Genomic DNA, 18,180 nt, shown 5'->3' with positions numbered 1-18,180 from the left:
TGATCGTTCCGATCGCCATGGAAGAAAAGCTGCGCTTCGCTATCCGTGAAGGCGGCCGTACCGTCGGCGCCGGCATCGTAGCCTCCATCGTCGAGTAATCGGCGATAGCAAGAACTGAAAAGGGCCCCGCTGGCAACAGCGGGGTTTTTTGTTATCTGGCAACAGATGGCATCATGTTGTTTGCTGCTGCGCCCGGAAACCTTGCGCGGCATGAATTGATCGTAGCCTGGTCTGGAGAGTGACCCTTGTGGCGCTCGAAGGGGCAGGGGCATAGCGGAATGACGGGCATGCAAGCGCCTGCACGGGGTTGTGACCGAACGGAGGATGTCATGGGCAAGAGAATTCTGTTTACCGGTGGTGCAGGCAAGGCAGGTCGCCACGCTGTGCCGTATCTCGTTGAGGCGGGCTATGAGGTGCATAATGTCGACCTGGCGCCACTGGAGAGCCCGGGCGTCACCAATCTGATCGCCGACATCACCGATAGCGGTCAGATGTTCAATGTCATGTCGATGCACCGGGATTTCCCCGATATGGAACAGGGGAAGGGGCCGCAGCCATTTGATGCGGTGGTTCATTTCGCCGCCGTGCCGCGCATCCTGATCAAGCCGGACAACGAAACCTTCCGCATCAACACGATGGGCACCTACAACGTCATCGAGGCGGCAGTGAAGCTCGGTATCCGCAAGATCATCATTGCCTCCAGCGAGACCACCTACGGCGTCTGCTTTGCCGAAGGTCATCGCGACTTTCATCAGTTCCCCCTGGATGAGGACTATGACGTTAATCCGATGGATTCCTACGGGCTGTCGAAGGTGGTGAACGAGAAGACGGCGCGTGCCTTTGCCGAACGCTCCGGGGCCGATATCTATGCGCTGAGGATAGGCAATGTCATCGAGCCGCACGAATACGCGCGATTCCCGGCCTATTTCGCCAATCCGGAAATCCGCAAACGCATCGCCTGGAGCTATATTGACGCCCGCGATCTCGGGCAGATCGTCAAGCTCTGCGTCGAGAAGGACGGGCTCGGTTTCCAGGTTTTCAATGCAGTCAATGATACGGTGTCGGCCAATACGCCGACGCGGGAACTGGCGGTGCGGTATTTTCCAGGCGTGCCGTTCACCCGCGAGATTGGTGAGTTCGAGAGCTTGCTTTCGAACCGGAAGATCCGCGAAGTGCTGGGGTTCCGGGAGGAGCATGACTGGCGTCAATACGTCGAAGTCTAGACTGTGGATATCAGGCCGGGAAAAACGGGACCGGATGCGGATTTCTTTTCTTTTTTCGCGCAAAGACGCTTGTCAATTCCGGTCAAACTGAATAATAACCCGCTGACTTCATGTGGCGCTTCGCATTTTGCATCTGGCGCTGCTGGTCTAGGGGTATAGCTCAGTTGGTAGAGCGGCGGTCTCCAAAACCGCAGGTCGTAAGTTCGAGCCTTACTGCCCCTGCCATTCAATTCGGTACATATCAAGCCGCAGCGAGCTGGCACACTATACAGGGAGAAGGCTTGTCTTTTCCGGCTAATTTCGCAAAAAGATCGTTGACCTCTTGTGATTTATAGAATCGGTCTTTATGTAGGGTTCAAACAGACACGCGGCGCGTGGGGCTGATCGTCAGCTTTACGGGCCGTTAAGGCGTGAGCATTCAATGGCATCCAAAACAAATCCATTTACGTTTCTGCAGCAGGTTCGTGCTGAGACGGCGAAAGTCACTTGGCCTTCACGGCGCGAGACGATGATCTCGACGCTGATGGTATTCGTCATGGTGTTCTTTGCGGCGATCTTCTTTTTTGCTGCGGACCAACTGATGGGCTGGCTGATTGGCCTCGTCCTGAATGCTGGCGTCTGAACGGTTGGGGATGAATATGGCAGCGCGTTGGTACATCGTTCACGCCTACTCGAATTTCGAGAAGAAGGTCGCTGAATCGATCGAGGAGAAGGCCAAGCAGAAGGGCTTGAGCCATCTGTTTGAAAAGATTCTCGTTCCGACCGAGAAGGTCGTTGAAGTTCGTCGTGGCCGCAAGGTCGATGCCGAGCGCAAGTTTTTTCCGGGTTACGTGCTTGTGCGCGCCAATCTGACGGATGAGGCCTATCACCTCATCAAGAATACGCCCAAGGTTACGGGCTTCCTCGGTTCCGACAACAAGCCGGTTCCGATCCCGGATTTCGAAGCCGAGCGCATTCTCGGTCAGGTTCAGGACGGTGTAGATCGTCCGAAGCCTTCGATTTCCTTTGAGGTCGGTGAGCAGGTACGCGTCTCCGACGGTCCGTTCGCATCGTTCAACGGTATCGTTCAGGACGTTGACGAGGAGCGTTCGCGCCTCAAGGTTGAAGTGTCGATCTTCGGCCGCGCTACGCCGGTTGATCTTGAGTACGCTCAGGTCGAAAAAGTCTGATTTCAGAATGCCGCAGCGCCGGGATTGTCTGGCTGCGCGGCATTCTTTTGTTTCCGGATGGTTTTATCCGGTAAAGGCGGGGCAACCCGCAATCCGCGTGGAAGGGTAAGGGTCTTAGCCGGATCCGGTTCCGCACCACGCAACCGCAGCCGCCGCGCTTTTCGAGCGTGGCATGAAGGGCCGGGAAACCGGCCAGAACATTTCCGGTTCCGATCTGCCATTGGCGGGGAGGGAGCCTGGAAAACCATAAAGGCAGAGAGATATGGCTAAGAAAGTTGCAGGCCAGCTCAAGCTTCAGGTCAAGGCAGGATCGGCAAACCCGTCCCCGCCAATCGGCCCGGCGCTTGGTCAGCGTGGCATTAACATCATGGAATTCTGCAAGTCGTTCAATGCGGCTACGCAGGAAATGGAAAAGGGCATGCCGATCCCGGTCGTCATCACCTATTACCAGGACAAGTCCTTCACTTTCGTCATGAAGCAGCCGCCAGTCAGCTACTTCCTGAAGAAGGAAGCAAAGCTCACCTCGGGTTCGAAGACCCCGGGCAAGGGAGCTGCTGCAGGTAAGCTCACCAAGGCTCAGATCAAGTCGATCGCCGAAGCCAAGATGAAGGACCTGAACGCAGCCGATATCGAAGGCGCAATGACCATGATCGAGGGCTCCGCCCGCGCCATGGGTCTGGAAGTGGTGGCGTAACATGGCAAAGCTTGCAAAGCGTGTACAGAAGACCCGCGAAGGCATCGATCCGACGAAGCTCGTTGCTCTGTCGGAAGCCATCACCCTGGTGAAGGCCCGTGCGATCGCAAAGTTCGACGAAACCATCGAAGTTGCGATGAACCTCGGTGTTGATCCGCGTCATGCCGACCAGATGGTCCGTGGCGTTGTCAACCTGCCGAACGGCACTGGCCGTGACGTTCGCGTTGCCGTGTTCGCACGTGGCGCCAAGGCTGATGAAGCTAAGGCTGCCGGCGCAGACATCGTCGGTGCGGAAGACCTGGTTGACATCGTTCAGGGCGGCAAGATCGATTTCGATCGCTGCATCGCCACTCCGGACATGATGCCGCTCGTCGGCCGTCTCGGCAAGGTACTCGGCCCGCGTGGCATGATGCCGAACCCGAAGGTCGGAACCGTCACCATGGACGTCGCCGGTGCTGTCAAGGCATCGAAGGGCGGCGCCGTTGAGTTCCGCGTCGAAAAGGCCGGTATCGTTCACGCTGGCATCGGCAAGGCATCGTTCGATGCTGCTGCTCTTGAAGAAAACATCCGCGCTTTCGCTGATGCGGTCATCAAGGCAAAGCCGGCTGGCGCCAAGGGCAACTACGTCAAGCGCGTCGCGATTTCCTCGACCATGGGTCCAGGCGTCAAGATCGACCCGTCGACGGTTAGCGCCGCTTAATCAGTTTATCCGGGCCTCGGTCCGGTCACAGATTTCCGGCTCCTCGGAGCCGGAAATTCCGGGATCAAACCCGGAACTCCTGTCCGAGATTGCAGGTGGTTATCCCTTAATCACTTCAGCCTGCATGAGATGGGTGAGTCCCGAATTTCATTTGATGCACGCAAGTGTGGAAATTCGGTTCGAACCTCGGCTTGCCTTGTGAACGCTGCGAAGCGTCCGCAGGGGACAGGATCCTCGAGCGTCGCCTGAGATCACCTTGATTTCTTGCGGCAAAGGCAAACCGACTGGGCTGTGTATTGCGGTCCAGTCAACTGGAGATAGGCAGTGGAAAGAGCGGAAAAACGCGAATTCGTCACGGAGCTGAACGAGTCCTTCAAGGGCGCCGGTTCGGTTGTCGTGGCCCACTATGCTGGTGTCACAGTCGCACAGATGAACGACTTCCGTTCGAAGATGCGCGCTGCTGGCGGCACCGTCAAAGTCGCGAAAAACCGCCTGGCCAAGATCGCCCTTCAGGGTACGGAAGCCGAAGGGATGTCCAATCTCTTCAAGGGCCAGACGCTGGTAGCATTCAGCGCCGACCCGATCACGGCTCCTAAGGTTCTCATGGACTTCGCCAAGACCAACGACAAGATCGTTGTTCTGGGTGGCGCCATGGGCGCAACCACGCTGTCCGCGGATGCAGTCAAGTCGCTTGCGACCCTGCCGTCGCTGGACGAGCTGCGTGCAAAGCTGCTGGGTATGATTCAGACCCCGGCAACGCGCATCGCATCGGTTGTTGCAGCACCGGCAAGCCAGCTTGCCCGCGTGTTCGCAGCCTACGCCAAGAAGGACGAAGAAGCCGCATAAGGCGGTTTTTCGTTGTTATATCAAACCAAGTTCGAACCGAATAAAAGGAACTATAAAATGGCTGATCTCTCTAAGATCGTTGAAGACCTGTCCTCGTTGACCGTTCTGGAAGCTGCAGAACTGTCGAAGCTTCTTGAAGAAAAGTGGGGCGTTTCCGCTGCTGCTCCGGTAGCCGTTGCTGCTGCTGGAGGCGCTGGCGTTGCTGCTGCTGCTGAAGAAGAAAAGACTGAGTTTGACGTCATCCTCGCTGATGCCGGCGCAAACAAGATCAACGTCATCAAGGAAGTCCGCGCGATCACAGGCCTCGGCCTGAAGGAAGCCAAGGATCTCGTTGAAGCTGCTCCGAAGGCCGTCAAGGAAGGCGTTTCCAAGGCTGAAGCTGCAGACCTCAAGAAGAAGCTCGAAGAAGCTGGCGCCAAGGTTGACGTCAAGTAATTCTGCTTGTTTTAAAGGAGAGGTGGCCATGAAAATGGCCGCCTCTCTTTGACCGCTTTCTGAACATATTACCCAAAAGCCCATTGAAAACGGCTTTTGGGTAATGGGTTCTTCAAGAGGATAGTCCCGAACCAGGAACAGCACAGCAATCCGCGCTGAGCGTTTTTGGGGGCTGGACGAGATTGAACAATCCATTGATTGACGGGGTCGACTGGCCATCGGTTCCCGTCCGTTGCAGGCCCGGATGCAAAATTTGAAGGAGCGACGATGGCTCAGACCCTTTCTTTCAATGGTCGTAGGCGCGTACGCAAGTTTTTTGGTAAAATTCCCGAAGTCGCAGAAATGCCGAACCTCATCGAGGTTCAGAAGGCATCCTACGATCAGTTCCTCATGGTCGACGAGCCGCAAGGCGGCCGTCCGGACGAGGGGCTTCAGTCTGTTTTCAAGTCGGTTTTCCCGATCACCGATTTCTCCGGCGCTTCGATGCTCGAATTCGTGTCCTACGAGTTCGAACAGCCGAAGTTCGACGTCGAGGAATGCCGTCAGCGCGATCTGACCTACGCAGCGCCGCTCAAGGTGACGCTGCGCCTCATCGTGTTTGATATTGACGAGGATACGGGCGCCAAGTCGATCAAGGACATCAAGGAACAGAACGTTTACATGGGCGACATGCCGCTCATGACCAACAACGGTACGTTCATCGTCAACGGCACCGAGCGCGTCATCGTCTCCCAGATGCACCGTTCGCCGGGCGTGTTCTTCGACCACGACAAGGGCAAGAGCCACTCCTCGGGCAAGCTGCTGTTTGCTGCCCGCGTCATTCCCTATCGCGGCTCCTGGCTCGACATCGAATTCGATGCCAAGGACGTTGTGCACGCCCGTATCGACCGCCGCCGCAAGATTCCGGTGACGTCGCTGCTGATGGCGCTCGGCATGGACGGCGAGGAAATCCTCGATACGTTCTACACCAAGTCGCTCTACCAGCGTGACGGCAAGGGCTGGCGCATTCCGTTCCAGCCGGACGTCTTGAAGGGCCAGAAGGCCTTGTCCGACCTGATCGACGCCGACACCGGCGAAGTGGTCGTGGAATCCGGCAAGAAGCTGACCCCGCGTCTGTTGAAGCAGCTCACCGAAAAGGGCCTCAAGGCCATCAAGGCGACCGATGACGAACTTTACGGCAACTTCCTGGCCGAAGACCTCGTCAACATGTCGACCGGTGAGATCTTCCTCGAAGCCGGCGATGAAATCGACGAGAAGACGCTCGGCGTCATCCTCGGTGCTGGTTTCGACGAAATCCCGATCCTCGACATCGACCATATCAATGTCGGTGCCTACATCCGCAACACGCTTTCGGTCGACAAGAACGAAAACCGTCAGGATGCGCTGTTCGATATCTACCGCGTCATGCGTCCCGGCGAGCCGCCGACCATGGATTCGGCTGAAGCCATGTTCAACACGTTGTTCTTCGATGCGGAGCGTTACGACCTGTCCGCCGTTGGCCGCGTGAAGATGAACATGCGTCTCGACGTGGATGCTGCCGATACGGTTCGTGTTCTGCGCAAGGAAGACATCCTGGCTGTTGTCCGGATGCTCGTGGACCTGCGTGACGGCAAGGGCGAAATCGACGACATCGACAACCTCGGCAACCGCCGTGTGCGTTCGGTCGGCGAATTGATGGAAAATCAGTATCGCCTCGGTCTGCTGCGCATGGAGCGTGCGATCAAGGAACGCATGTCGTCGATCGAAATCGACACTGTCATGCCGCAGGACCTGATCAACGCCAAGCCGGCTGCTGCCGCTGTTCGCGAGTTCTTCGGTTCCTCGCAGCTGTCGCAGTTCATGGACCAGGTGAACCCGCTGTCGGAAATCACCCACAAGCGCCGTCTTTCGGCTCTTGGACCGGGCGGTCTGACGCGCGAACGCGCCGGCTTCGAAGTCCGCGACGTTCACCCGACCCATTACGGCCGTATCTGCCCGATCGAAACGCCGGAAGGCCCGAACATCGGTCTGATCAACTCGCTGGCGACCTTTGCCCGCGTCAACAAGTATGGCTTCATCGAAAGCCCTTACCGCAAGATCGTTGACGGTAAGGTCACTAAGGATGTCGTCTATCTGTCGGCGATGGAAGAAGCCAAGTATCACGTGGCCCAGGCCAACTCCGAACTCAACGACGACCAGTCCTTCGTTGAAGAATTCGTTGTTTGCCGTCACGCTGGCGACGTTATGCTCGCTCCGCGCGATGTCGTGAACCTGATGGACGTTTCGCCAAAGCAGCTCGTTTCTGTTGCTGCGGCGCTCATTCCGTTCCTGGAAAACGACGACGCCAACCGCGCTCTGATGGGTTCCAACATGCAGCGTCAGGCCGTGCCTCTGCTGCGTGCGGAAGCACCGTTCGTCGGTACCGGCATGGAGCCGATCGTGGCTCGCGACTCCGGCGCTGCCATCGCTGCCCGTCGTGGCGGCGTGGTCGACCAGGTCGATGCGACCCGTATCGTTATCCGTGCGACGGAAGATCTCCAGGCCGGCAAGTCCGGCGTTGACATCTACCGCCTGCAGAAGTTCCAGCGTTCCAACCAGAACACCTGCGTCAACCAGCGCCCGCTGGTCACCGTCGGTGACATCCTGAACAAGGGCGACATCATCGCTGACGGTCCCTCGACCGATCTCGGTGACCTGGCTCTCGGCCGCAACGCGCTCGTCGCGTTCATGCCGTGGAACGGTTACAACTACGAGGACTCGATCCTTCTGTCCGAGCGCATCGTTCGCGATGACGTGTTCACCTCCATCCACATCGAAGAATTCGAAGTGATGGCGCGCGACACCAAGCTTGGTCCGGAAGAAATCACCCGCGACATTCCGAACGTTTCGGAAGAAGCGCTGAAGAACCTCGACGAAGCCGGTATCGTCTACATCGGCGCCGAAGTGGCTCCTGGCGACATTCTGGTCGGCAAGATCACCCCGAAGGGCGAAAGCCCGATGACGCCGGAAGAAAAGCTTCTGCGCGCCATCTTCGGTGAAAAGGCGTCCGACGTCCGCGACACCTCCATGCGTATGCCTCCGGGCACCTTCGGCACCATCGTCGAAGTTCGCGTCTTCAACCGTCACGGCGTGGAAAAAGACGAACGTGCGATGGCGATCGAGCGGGAAGAGATCGAGCGTCTTGCCAAGGACCGCGACGACGAACAGGCGATCCTCGATCGCAACGTCTACTCGCGTCTCCTCGACATGCTGCGCGGCCAGGTCGCTGTTGCCGGTCCGAAGGGCTTCAAGAAGGGCACCGAACTTTCGAACGCCGTCATTTCCGAATATCCCCGCTCGCAGTGGTGGATGTTTGCGACGGAAGACGAAAAGGCTCAGGGCGAAGTCGAAGCTCTGCGTGGCCAGTACGACGAATCCAAGTCGCTGCTCGAGCATCGCTTCATGGACAAGGTCGAAAAGGTTCAGCGTGGCGACGAAATGCCTCCGGGCGTCATGAAGATGGTCAAGGTCTTCGTCGCTGTGAAGCGCAAGATCCAGCCAGGCGACAAGATGGCTGGCCGTCACGGCAACAAGGGTGTGGTTTCTCGCATCGTGCCGATCGAAGACATGCCGTTCCTGGAAGATGGTACGCATGTTGACGTCGTGCTCAATCCGCTGGGCGTGCCTTCGCGCATGAACGTTGGCCAGATCCTTGAAACCCATCTGGGTTGGGCCTGCGCCGGCATGGGCAAGCAGATCGGTCAGATGCTCGACGCCTATAAGGCAGGCGACAGCATCCAGCCGCTGCGCGATACCATTGACAGCGTCATTGGTTCCGGTCCGAAGGGCGAGCCGATCAAGGACTACGACGATGAATCCATCGTCCGTCTGGCCGAGCAGACCCGCCGCGGCGTGTCGATCGCAACGCCTGTCTTCGACGGTGCTGTCGAAGCCGACGTCAACGAGATGCTGGAACAGGCAGGCCTGAAGGTTTCGGGTCAGTCGACGCTGTATGATGGCCGTACCGGCGATCAGTTCGACCGTCAGGTGACGGTCGGCTACATCTACATGCTGAAGCTGAACCACCTTGTGGACGACAAGATCCACGCCCGTTCGATCGGTCCTTACTCGCTCGTCACTCAGCAGCCGCTCGGTGGTAAGGCGCAGTTCGGCGGTCAGCGCTTCGGGGAAATGGAAGTCTGGGCTCTGGAAGCTTACGGCGCCGCCTACACCCTGCAGGAAATGCTGACGGTGAAGTCCGACGACGTGGCCGGCCGTACCAAGGTCTACGAAGCGATCGTCCGCGGAGACGACACCTTCGAAGCCGGTATTCCGGAGAGCTTCAACGTTCTCGTCAAGGAAATGCGCTCGCTGGGTCTTTCTGTCGAACTGGAGAACTCCAAGCTCGACGAACTCACGACGGCGACGCAGCTGCCGGACGCGGCCGAGTAAGACATCAGGGTGCGTGCCGCTTTTAAAAAGGCGGCGCGCACCGTTTCCACCCGATCCCGCGTTGGCGGGGCAGGGTAGGAAATACGGCCGCATTTGATGCGGTTTTATCCGTTTCGAGCAGGAGCCGGCGCCCGGGAATTGCCGCGCTCTCTGCCAAGCTCAGGGCGATAGCCCATAAAGGAGATAGGCATGAACCAAGAGGTCATGAACCTTTTCAATCCGCAGGTGCCTGCGCAGACCTTCGATTCCATCCGGATCTCGATTGCGTCGCCGGAGAAGATTCTCTCCTGGTCCTACGGTGAGATCAAGAAGCCGGAAACCATCAACTACCGCACGTTCAAGCCGGAACGCGACGGCCTGTTCTGCGCGCGCATCTTTGGCCCGATCAAGGACTATGAGTGCCTGTGCGGCAAGTACAAGCGCATGAAGTACAAGGGCATCATCTGCGAAAAGTGCGGCGTCGAAGTGACGTTGTCGCGCGTTCGCCGTGAGCGCATGGGGCATATCGAGCTTGCCGCTCCGGTCGCCCATATCTGGTTCCTGAAGTCCCTGCCGAGCCGCATCGCGACGCTGCTCGACATGACGCTGAAGGATATCGAGCGCGTCCTCTATTTCGAAAACTACATCGTCACCGAGCCAGGCCTGACTTCTCTCAAGGAAAATCAGCTTCTCTCGGAAGAAGAATACATGATCGCCGTCGACGAGTTCGGCGAAGATCAGTTCACGGCGATGATCGGTGCTGAAGCCATCTACGAGATGCTGGCCTCGATGAATCTCGAAAAGATCGCCGGCGATCTGCGTTCGGAAATGGCTGACACCACGTCCGAGCTGAAGCAGAAGAAGCTGATGAAGCGCCTGAAGATCGTTGAGAACTTCATGGAATCCGGCAACCGTCCGGAATGGATGATCATGAAGGTCGTTCCGGTGATCCCGCCGGATCTGCGTCCGCTGGTTCCGCTGGACGGCGGCCGTTTCGCGACGTCCGACCTCAACGACCTCTATCGCCGCGTCATCAACCGGAACAACCGGTTGAAGCGCCTGATCGAGCTGCGTGCGCCTGGCATCATCATCCGCAACGAAAAGCGCATGCTGCAGGAATCCGTTGACGCCCTGTTTGACAACGGCCGCCGCGGCCGCGTCATCACCGGTGCCAACAAGCGTCCGCTGAAGTCGCTGTCCGACATGCTCAAGGGCAAGCAGGGCCGCTTCCGTCAGAACCTGCTCGGCAAGCGCGTCGACTATTCCGGCCGTTCGGTTATCGTGACCGGCCCGGAACTGAAGCTGCACCAGTGCGGTCTGCCGAAGAAGATGGCGCTCGAACTGTTCAAGCCATTCATCTACGCCCGCCTCGACGCCAAGGGTTATTCCTCGACCGTCAAGCAGGCCAAGAAGCTGGTTGAAAAGGAAAAGCCGGAAGTCTGGGATATTCTCGACGAGGTTATCCGCGAGCATCCGGTTCTCCTGAACCGCGCTCCGACGCTGCACCGCCTGGGCATCCAGGCCTTCGAACCGACCCTGGTCGAAGGCAAGGCGATCCAGCTGCATCCGCTCGTCTGCACGGCGTTCAACGCCGACTTCGACGGTGACCAGATGGCCGTTCACGTCCCGCTGTCGCTGGAAGCGCAGCTGGAAGCGCGCGTGCTCATGATGTCGACGAACAACATTCTGCACCCGGCAAACGGCGCGCCGATCATCGTTCCGTCGCAGGACATGGTTCTCGGCCTCTACTATCTGTCGATCCTGAACCAGAACGAGCCGGGCGAAGGCATGGCCTTCTCCGATCTCGGCGAACTGCATCACGCGCTTGAAACCAAGTCGGTGACGCTGCACGCCAAGATCCGTGGCCGCTTCAAGACCGTCGATGCCGAAGGCAAGCCGGTTTCGAAGATCTATGAAACCACGCCTGGCCGTATGCTCATCGGCGAACTTCTGCCGAAGAACGCCAACGTGCCGTTCGACGTCTGCAACCAGGAACTGACCAAGAAGAACATCTCCAAGATGATCGACACGGTCTACCGTCATTGCGGCCAGAAGGACACGGTCATTTTCTGCGACCGCATCATGCAGCTCGGCTTCGCCCATGCCTGCCGAGCCGGCATTTCGTTCGGCAAGGACGACATGGTCATTCCGGATACCAAGGCCAAGATCGTCGGCGACACCGAAAGCCTGGTGAAGGAATACGAACAGCAGTACAATGACGGCCTGATCACTCAGGGCGAAAAGTACAACAAGGTGGTCGACGCCTGGGGTAAGGCAACGGACAAGGTCGCCGAAGACATGATGGCCCGCATCAAGGCCGTTGAGTTCGACCCGGCAACCGGCCGGCAGAAGCCGATGAACGCCATCTATATGATGTCGCACTCCGGCGCCCGTGGTTCTCCGAACCAGATGCGTCAGCTGGGCGGCATGCGCGGCCTGATGGCCAAGCCGTCGGGTGAAATCATCGAGACGCCGATCATCTCGAACTTCAAGGAAGGCCTGACCGTTAACGAGTACTTCAACTCGACCCACGGTGCCCGTAAGGGTCTCGCAGACACCGCCTTGAAGACCGCAAACTCCGGTTACCTGACACGCCGTCTCGTCGACGTCGCGCAGGATTGCATCGTCAATTCGACGGATTGCGGTACCGAAACCGGCCTCACCATGACCGCCATCGTCGATGCCGGTCAGGTTGTTGCCTCCATCGGTGCCCGTGTTCTCGGCCGTACCGCACTCGACAATATCGATCATCCGGTTACCGGCGATCGCATCGTCGACGCTGGCAAGATGATCCTCGAAGCCGATGTCGTCGAAATCGAAAAGGCTGGCATCCAGTCGATCCGTATTCGCTCGGCACTGACCTGCGAAATCCAGACCGGCGTCTGCGGCGTCTGCTACGGCCGTGACCTTGCCCGCGGTACTCCTGTCAACATGGGTGAAGCGGTCGGTGTTATCGCTGCTCAGTCGATCGGTGAACCGGGCACCCAGCTCACCATGCGTACGTTCCACCTTGGTGGCACGGCGACGGTTGTCGACAGCTCGTTCCTGGAAGCGTCGTACGAAGGTACGATCCAGATCAAGAACCGCAACATGCTGCGCAACTCGGAAAACGTTCTCGTCGCAATGGGCCGCAACATGGCGATCCAGATTCTCGACGAACGTGGTGTCGAGCGGTCCTCGCAGCGTGTCGCCTACGGTTCGAAGATCTTTGTCGATGATGGTGACAAGGTGAAGCGCGGCCAGCGTCTGGCCGAGTGGGACCCCTACACACGCCCGATGATGACGGAAGTCGAAGGTACGGTTCATTTCGAAGATATCGTCGATGGTATCTCCGTTCTGGAAGCGACCGACGAAGCAACCGGCATCACCAAGCGTCAGGTTATCGATTGGCGTTCGACGCCACGCGGTATCGACCTGAAGCCGGCAATCGTCATCAAGGACAAGAACGGCGCAGTCATGAAGCTGTCGCGTGGTGGCGACGCCCGCTTCATGCTTTCGGTCGACGCCATTCTGTCGGTAGAGCCGGGCACCAAGGTCTCCCAGGGTGACGTGCTCGCACGTTCGCCGCTGGAAAGCGCCAAGACGAAGGACATCACCGGCGGTCTGCCGCGCGTTGCCGAACTCTTCGAAGCGCGCCGTCCGAAGGATCACGCGATCATCGCCGAAATCGATGGTACGATCCGCTTCGGCCGCGACTACAAGAACAAGCGCCGCGTGCTGATCGAGCCTGCGGAAGACGGTGTAGAGCCGGTCGAGTACCTGATCCCGAAGGGCAAGCCCTTCCATCTTCAGGATGGCGACTATATCGAAAAGGGTGACTACATCCTCGACGGTAACCCGGCACCGCATGACATCCTGGCGATCAAGGGTGTGGAGGCACTTGCTTCCTACCTGGTCAACGAAATCCAGGAAGTCTATCGTCTGCAGGGCGTTGTGATCAACGACAAGCACATCGAGGTGATCGTTCGCCAGATGCTGCAGAAGGTGGAAGTGACCGACGCCGGTGACTCGACCTATATCGTTGGCGACAGCGTCGACCGCATCGAACTGGAAGATGTCAACGATCAGCTGATCGAACAGGGCAAGAAGCCGGCTTACGGCGATCCGGTTCTGCTCGGCATCACCAAGGCATCGCTGCAGACGCCGTCGTTCATCTCGGCCGCTTCCTTCCAGGAAACGACCAAGGTGCTGACGGAAGCTGCGATCGCCGGCAAGACCGACGGCCTGCAGGGTCTGAAGGAAAACGTCATCGTCGGCCGCCTTATCCCGGCCGGTACCGGTGGCACCATGACCCAGATCCGCCGTATTGCGACCGCGCGCGACGAGATGATCCTCGAAGAGCGCCGCAAGGGAACGGGTGCCGACGCTGCAACGCCGATGCTGGCCGACATGGCAGCCAAGGAAGAAGCAGCAGCCGAATAAGGCTGAAAAGGCGAGGGCGGTTCTGCCGCCCTTGGTCTCCCATTGAAAAAGCCGCCCGGATCGCTCCGGGCGGCTTTTTGCATTCTCGCTATCGGCGTCCGCCGATGACACCCCTTTCGGTCAACCGAACTTGATGATCGCGACTTCACCGGTGAGCGCGCCCTGGTAGGCGGAGGCGTGCGGCTCATCGTCCGGTGCATCGGTCAAGGTGCCGATCTGGTCGAGGTCTGCTTCGAGGAAACCTTCCTCGGCCAGTGCATTCAAGGCTTCACGCACGGCGGTGTCGTCGTCGGGTGCGCGCAGCATCACGTGGATGTCCACGCCCTCTTTGTCGCCATCCTGCTCATACGCCTTGCCGATGATGATGAAGACCATCGGTCCGTCGAGATTGTTGTCGTTGTCCGGCTTGGCAGTCATGGCTCATTCCTCTTTCGAAAGCTCTATTCTGTGACATTACAGCGTATTGCCGCAGCGCGCGCCGGAAAAAACACTGTTCCACGACGAATCGTCGAGACTTGGGGGGAGGGCGATTCCCCCGGTTCTTGCCGAATTGCAGAATTGCTTTATGATTCTTTAAGTTGAGAAGCCTGCTCCGGCGATTCCGCCTTTCGGGAGCAGGGGCGAGCTCCTCTTTGCCCGGCAAAGCCTTGTTTTGCAGGCATGACAGCCCTGCGCGTCCGGGAATATTTGTTAATTCCCCTTGACGGGACACCCCGAAATCAGTACACCCCGCCCCATCGGAGCCTATGTGAGGCTGGCTGGTTCGGAACGTCATGTTCTGGAGTTCGCCTCAAACAAGGTTCGAAACGCACGCTGAAGACCAAAATGCTGGACGCAAGACGCTGAAATAACAGTGTCCTCTGCTTTTTTGCGGGCCATCTGCTGAAAAGTGGATCGGTCCTCGTTTTGCGCATTTATAGCGTTCGAAACCGCCGGCGACGGCATTGATCCGCCCGCAAGGGTATTGAGACAGAATTGTAAGGGATGGTTATATGCCTACCGTAAACCAGCTGATCCGCAAGCCGCGTCAGGCACAGGTAAAGCGTAATAAGGTTCCTGCTTTGCAGGAAAACCCGCAGAAGCGTGGCGTTTGCACCCGCGTTTATACGACGACCCCGAAGAAGCCGAACTCGGCTCTGCGTAAGGTTGCCAAGATCCGCCTCACCAACGGCTTCGAAGTCATCGGCTACATTCCGGGCGAGGGTCACAACCTTCAGGAACACTCCGTTGTCATGATCCGCGGCGGCCGTGTAAAGGACTTGCCGGGCGTTCGTTACCACATCATTCGCGGCGTTCTCGATACCCAGGGTGTCAAGAATCGTAAGCAGCGCCGTTCGAAGTATGGTGCGAAGCGTCCGAAGTAATTCGGGTTCCACAGTTTAAGGCGCTGCGCGAGGTTCTCCGCGTGTTAAGGCGCCCGTTCAAAGTTGAGAGACAAAAGTATGTCACGTCGTCATAGTGCAGAAAAGCGCGAGATCAATCCGGACCCGAAGTTCGGCGATCTGGTTGTCACCAAGTTCATGAATGCTATCATGCTTCATGGTAAGAAGTCGGTCGCTGAAAGCATCGTTTACGGTGCATTCGATCTCGTTCAGGGCAAGCTGAAGCAGGAGCCGGTCACCGTGTTCCATTCCGCGCTCGACAATATCGCTCCGCACGTCGAAGTCCGTTCGCGCCGCGTTGGTGGTGCAACCTATCAGGTTCCGGTCGATGTTCGTCCCGAACGCCGCCAGGCTCTTGCCATTCGCTGGCTGATCGCTGCTGCCCGCAAGCGCAACGAAACCACCATGATCGATCGCCTCTGCGGCGAACTCATGGATGCTGCGAACAACCGTGGTAGCGCCGTCAAGAAGCGCGAAGACACGCACAAGATGGCCGACGCCAACCGCGCATTCTCGCATTACCGCTGGTAATCGACGAACAATTTTCGAAAGGCAGTCATATGGCTCGCGAATATAAAATCGAAGACTACCGTAATTTTGGTATCATGGCGCATATCGACGCCGGCAAGACCACGACGACCGAGCGGATTCTGTACTACACGGGCAAGTCGCACAAGATCGGCGAAGTCCATGACGGCGCTGCCACCATGGACTGGATGGAGCAGGAACAGGAACGCGGTATCACCATCACGTCCGCTGCTACCACGACCTTCTGGAAGGGCCGTGACGGCAAGATGCGCCGCTTCAACATCATCGACACCCCCGGCCACGTCGACTTCACCATTGAAGTCGAGCGTTCGCTGCGTGTTCTCGACGGTGCGATCGCCCTGCTCGACGCCAACGCTGGTGTAGAGCCGCAGACGGAAACCGTCTGGCGTCAGGCTGAAAAGTACAACGTCCCGCGGATGATCTTCTGCAACAAGATGGACAAGACCGGCGCCGATTTCTATCGCTCGGTTTCGATGATCAAGTCGCGCCTCGGTGCGATCCCGGTTGTCATGCAGCTGCCGATCGGCGCAGAAAGCGACTTCAAGGGCGTTATCGACCTGGTCGAAATGAACGCGCTCGTCTGGCGTGATGAATCGCTCGGCGCCCAGTGGGATGTCGTTGAAATCCCGGACGACATGAAGGAACAGGCTGCGGAATACCGCGAACTCCTCATCGAGACTGTTGTCGATATCGACGAAGCAGCAATGGAAAACTACTTGAACGGCGTCATGCCCGACAACGATCAGATCCGTGCGCTGGTTCGCCGTGGTACCATCGACGTGAAGTTTCACCCGATGTTCTGCGGTACGGCCTTCAAAAACAAGGGCGTTCAGCCTCTGCTCGACGCCGTCTGCGATTACCTGCCGTCGCCGCTCGACATTCCGTCGATCAAGGGCATCGACGTCAAGACCGAAGCCGAAATCGAACGTCATCCGTCCGATGACGAGCCGCTTTCGATGCTCGCGTTCAAGATCATGAACGACCCCTTCGTCGGTTCGCTCACCTTCGCCCGTATCTATTCCGGCAAGCTCGAAAAAGGCACGTCGGTCATGAACACGGTCAAGGAAAAGCGCGAGCGCGTTGGCCGTATGCTGCAGATGCATTCCAACTCCCGTGAAGACATCGAAGAAGCCTTTGCTGGCGACATCGTTGCTCTCGCGGGTCTCAAGGACACCACCACCGGCGACACGCTCTGCGATCCGCTGAAGCAGGTTATCCTTGAGCGTATGGAATTCCCCGAGCCGGTCATCCAGATCGCCATCGAGCCGAAGACCAAGAACGACCAGGAAAAGATGGGCCTCGCGCTGAACCGCCTGGCTGCTGAAGATCCGTCGTTCCGCGTCAAGACGGACGAAGAATCCGGTCAGACGATCATCGCCGGCATGGGCGAACTCCACCTCGACATTCTCGTCGACCGTATGCGTCGCGAATTCAAGGTTGAAGCTACCGTCGGTGCGCCGCAGGTTGCTTACCGTGAATCGATCACGAAGAAGCACGAAGAAGACTACACGCACAAGAAGCAGTCCGGTGGTACCGGTCAGTTCGCGCGCGTCAAGATCATCTTCGAACCGAACGATGAAGGCGATGACTTCAAGTTCGAGTCGAAGATTGTTGGTGGTGCAATTCCGAAGGAATACATCCCCGGCGTTCAGAAGGGCATCGAAAGCGTTCTTTCTTCGGGTCCGCTGGCCGGCTTCCCGATGCTTGGCGTCAAGGCAACCCTGATCGACGGCGCATTCCACGATGTCGACTCCTCGGTTCTGGCGTTCGAAATCGCTTCGCGTGCCTGCTTCCGTGAAGCAGCCAAGAAGGCTGGTGCACAGCTGCTCGAGCCGATGATGAAGGTCGAAGTCGTGACGCCGGAAGATTACGTCGGTGACGTGATCGGCGATCTGAACTCGCGTCGCGGTCAGATCCAGGGCCAGGAAACGCGCGGCATTGCCGTCGTTATCAGCGCCAATGTACCGCTGGCCAACATGTTCAAGTACGTGGACAACCTGCGCTCGATGTCGCAGGGCCGTGCACAGTACACGATGACCTTCGACCACTATGCGCCGGTTCCTTCGAACGTGGCACAGGAAATCCAGGCGAAATACTCCGGTCAGAAGTGACCGGAGCCTAACGCCAGCTGACAGAAACAAGAGAATTACCCTTCGGGGTTACAAAACGGAGAGCCGGAAATGGCAAAGAGCAAATTTGAGCGCAATAAGCCGCACGTTAACATTGGCACGATCGGCCACGTCGACCATGGCAAGACGTCGCTGACGGCGGCGATCACGAAGTATTTCGGCGAGTTCAAGGCGTACGACCAGATCGACGCAGCACCGGAAGAAAAGGCCCGCGGCATCACCATCTCGACGGCACACGTCGA

14 protein-coding genes, 1 tRNA gene and 1 pseudogene are annotated in these 18,180 nt (G+C 58.1%); 15 read left to right on the top strand and 1 reads right to left on the bottom strand.

Annotated features, from left to right (window positions below; genetic code table 11):
* From ASC96_RS32110 to rpoC, 11 genes and pseudogenes are all read left to right on the top strand, one after another.
* Positions 1 to 98: pseudogene (locus ASC96_RS32110) on the top strand (elongation factor Tu); the annotation flags it as partial.
* Positions 99 to 329: 231 nt separating this feature from the next.
* Positions 330 to 1,223 (top strand): NAD(P)-dependent oxidoreductase, encoded by an 894-nt coding sequence (locus ASC96_RS20715; RefSeq protein ID WP_060505014.1) that lies wholly within the window; start codon positions 330 to 332, stop codon positions 1,221 to 1,223.
* A gap of 149 nt (positions 1,224 to 1,372) precedes the next feature.
* Positions 1,373 to 1,448, top strand: a tRNA-Trp gene (locus tag ASC96_RS20710).
* Between the two features lie 196 nt (positions 1,449 to 1,644).
* On the top strand, positions 1,645 to 1,845 hold the full coding sequence (gene secE, locus ASC96_RS20705; protein ID WP_037103350.1) for a preprotein translocase subunit SecE: 201 nt from the start codon (positions 1,645 to 1,647) through the stop codon (positions 1,843 to 1,845).
* 16 nt (positions 1,846 to 1,861) lie between these two features.
* On the top strand, positions 1,862 to 2,392 hold the full coding sequence (gene nusG / locus ASC96_RS20700) for a transcription termination/antitermination protein NusG (RefSeq protein WP_060505015.1): 531 nt from the start codon (positions 1,862 to 1,864) through the stop codon (positions 2,390 to 2,392).
* A 262-nt stretch (positions 2,393 to 2,654) separates the two neighbouring features.
* Positions 2,655 to 3,086 (top strand): 50S ribosomal protein L11, encoded by a 432-nt coding sequence (gene rplK / locus ASC96_RS20695; RefSeq protein ID WP_037103352.1) that lies wholly within the window; start codon positions 2,655 to 2,657, stop codon positions 3,084 to 3,086.
* A 1-nt stretch (position 3,087) separates the two neighbouring features.
* Entirely contained in the window at positions 3,088 to 3,786 is a 699-nt protein-coding gene (gene rplA, locus ASC96_RS20690; RefSeq protein WP_037103354.1) for a 50S ribosomal protein L1, read from the top strand.
* Between the two features lie 324 nt (positions 3,787 to 4,110).
* Entirely contained in the window at positions 4,111 to 4,632 is a 522-nt protein-coding gene (gene rplJ, locus ASC96_RS20685; RefSeq protein WP_037103356.1) for a 50S ribosomal protein L10, read from the top strand.
* Positions 4,633 to 4,689: 57 nt separating this feature from the next.
* On the top strand, positions 4,690 to 5,067 hold the full coding sequence (rplL, locus tag ASC96_RS20680) for a 50S ribosomal protein L7/L12 (RefSeq protein ID WP_037103358.1): 378 nt from the start codon (positions 4,690 to 4,692) through the stop codon (positions 5,065 to 5,067).
* A gap of 267 nt (positions 5,068 to 5,334) precedes the next feature.
* Complete coding sequence (gene rpoB, locus ASC96_RS20675; protein ID WP_060505013.1) at positions 5,335 to 9,477, top strand: DNA-directed RNA polymerase subunit beta; 4,143 nt, start codon at positions 5,335 to 5,337, stop codon at positions 9,475 to 9,477.
* Positions 9,478 to 9,666: 189 nt separating this feature from the next.
* Entirely contained in the window at positions 9,667 to 13,878 is a 4,212-nt protein-coding gene (gene rpoC, locus ASC96_RS20670; protein ID WP_060505012.1) for a DNA-directed RNA polymerase subunit beta', read from the top strand.
* A gap of 120 nt (positions 13,879 to 13,998) precedes the next feature.
* On the opposite strand, the gene ASC96_RS20665 is transcribed toward rpoC, so the two are convergent.
* Positions 13,999 to 14,295, bottom strand: a complete 297-nt coding sequence (locus ASC96_RS20665) for a hypothetical protein (protein ID WP_060505011.1) — start codon at positions 14,293 to 14,295, stop codon at positions 13,999 to 14,001.
* Between the two features lie 575 nt (positions 14,296 to 14,870).
* On the opposite strand from ASC96_RS20665, the gene rpsL reads away from it, so the two are divergent.
* The 4 genes from rpsL to ASC96_RS20645 all read left to right on the top strand — a co-directional run.
* A complete protein-coding gene (rpsL, locus tag ASC96_RS20660; RefSeq protein ID WP_003507760.1) occupies positions 14,871 to 15,242 on the top strand; it encodes a 30S ribosomal protein S12 in 372 nt (123 codons plus the stop codon).
* A 78-nt stretch (positions 15,243 to 15,320) separates the two neighbouring features.
* The gene (rpsG, locus tag ASC96_RS20655) at positions 15,321 to 15,791 is read left to right on the top strand and encodes a 30S ribosomal protein S7 (protein WP_037103366.1); all 471 of its coding nucleotides are present in this window, start codon (positions 15,321 to 15,323) and stop codon (positions 15,789 to 15,791) included.
* Between the two features lie 29 nt (positions 15,792 to 15,820).
* Positions 15,821 to 17,920 carry an elongation factor G gene (gene fusA, locus ASC96_RS20650; protein ID WP_060505010.1) on the top strand — a complete coding sequence of 700 codons (2,100 nt, stop codon included), beginning with the start codon at positions 15,821 to 15,823 and terminating at the stop codon, positions 17,918 to 17,920.
* A 69-nt stretch (positions 17,921 to 17,989) separates the two neighbouring features.
* Positions 17,990 to 18,180 (top strand): GTP-binding protein (locus ASC96_RS20645; protein ID WP_006728776.1); only part of this gene is annotated, 191 nt, incomplete at its 3' end.

The sequence above is a fragment of the Rhizobium sp. Root1204 genome, assembly GCF_001424965.1.
In the GTDB taxonomy this organism is placed as follows: domain Bacteria; phylum Pseudomonadota; class Alphaproteobacteria; order Rhizobiales; family Rhizobiaceae; genus Pararhizobium.
Note: the sequence above shows the minus strand (reverse complement) of the source record. Positions and strands in the feature narration are given on the sequence as shown.

Excerpts from the sequence above, each read along its gene's own strand:
- rplL (WP_037103358.1), top strand. The coding sequence starts at position 4,690 with ATGGCTGATCTCTCTAAGATCGTTGAAGACCTGTCCTCGTTGACCGTT.
- nusG (WP_060505015.1), top strand. The coding sequence starts at position 1,862 with ATGGCAGCGCGTTGGTACATCGTTCACGCCTACTCGAATTTCGAGAAG.
- rpsL (WP_003507760.1), top strand. The coding sequence starts at position 14,871 with ATGCCTACCGTAAACCAGCTGATCCGCAAGCCGCGTCAGGCACAGGTA.
- ASC96_RS20715 (WP_060505014.1), top strand. The coding sequence starts at position 330 with ATGGGCAAGAGAATTCTGTTTACCGGTGGTGCAGGCAAGGCAGGTCGC.
- fusA (WP_060505010.1), top strand. The coding sequence starts at position 15,821 with ATGGCTCGCGAATATAAAATCGAAGACTACCGTAATTTTGGTATCATG.
- rplK (WP_037103352.1), top strand. The coding sequence starts at position 2,655 with ATGGCTAAGAAAGTTGCAGGCCAGCTCAAGCTTCAGGTCAAGGCAGGA.
- rpsG (WP_037103366.1), top strand. The coding sequence starts at position 15,321 with ATGTCACGTCGTCATAGTGCAGAAAAGCGCGAGATCAATCCGGACCCG.
- rpoB (WP_060505013.1), top strand. The coding sequence starts at position 5,335 with ATGGCTCAGACCCTTTCTTTCAATGGTCGTAGGCGCGTACGCAAGTTT.
- secE (WP_037103350.1), top strand. The coding sequence starts at position 1,645 with ATGGCATCCAAAACAAATCCATTTACGTTTCTGCAGCAGGTTCGTGCT.
- ASC96_RS20665 (WP_060505011.1), bottom strand. The coding sequence starts at position 14,295 with ATGACTGCCAAGCCGGACAACGACAACAATCTCGACGGACCGATGGTC.
- rplA (WP_037103354.1), top strand. The coding sequence starts at position 3,088 with ATGGCAAAGCTTGCAAAGCGTGTACAGAAGACCCGCGAAGGCATCGAT.
- rpoC (WP_060505012.1), top strand. The coding sequence starts at position 9,667 with ATGAACCAAGAGGTCATGAACCTTTTCAATCCGCAGGTGCCTGCGCAG.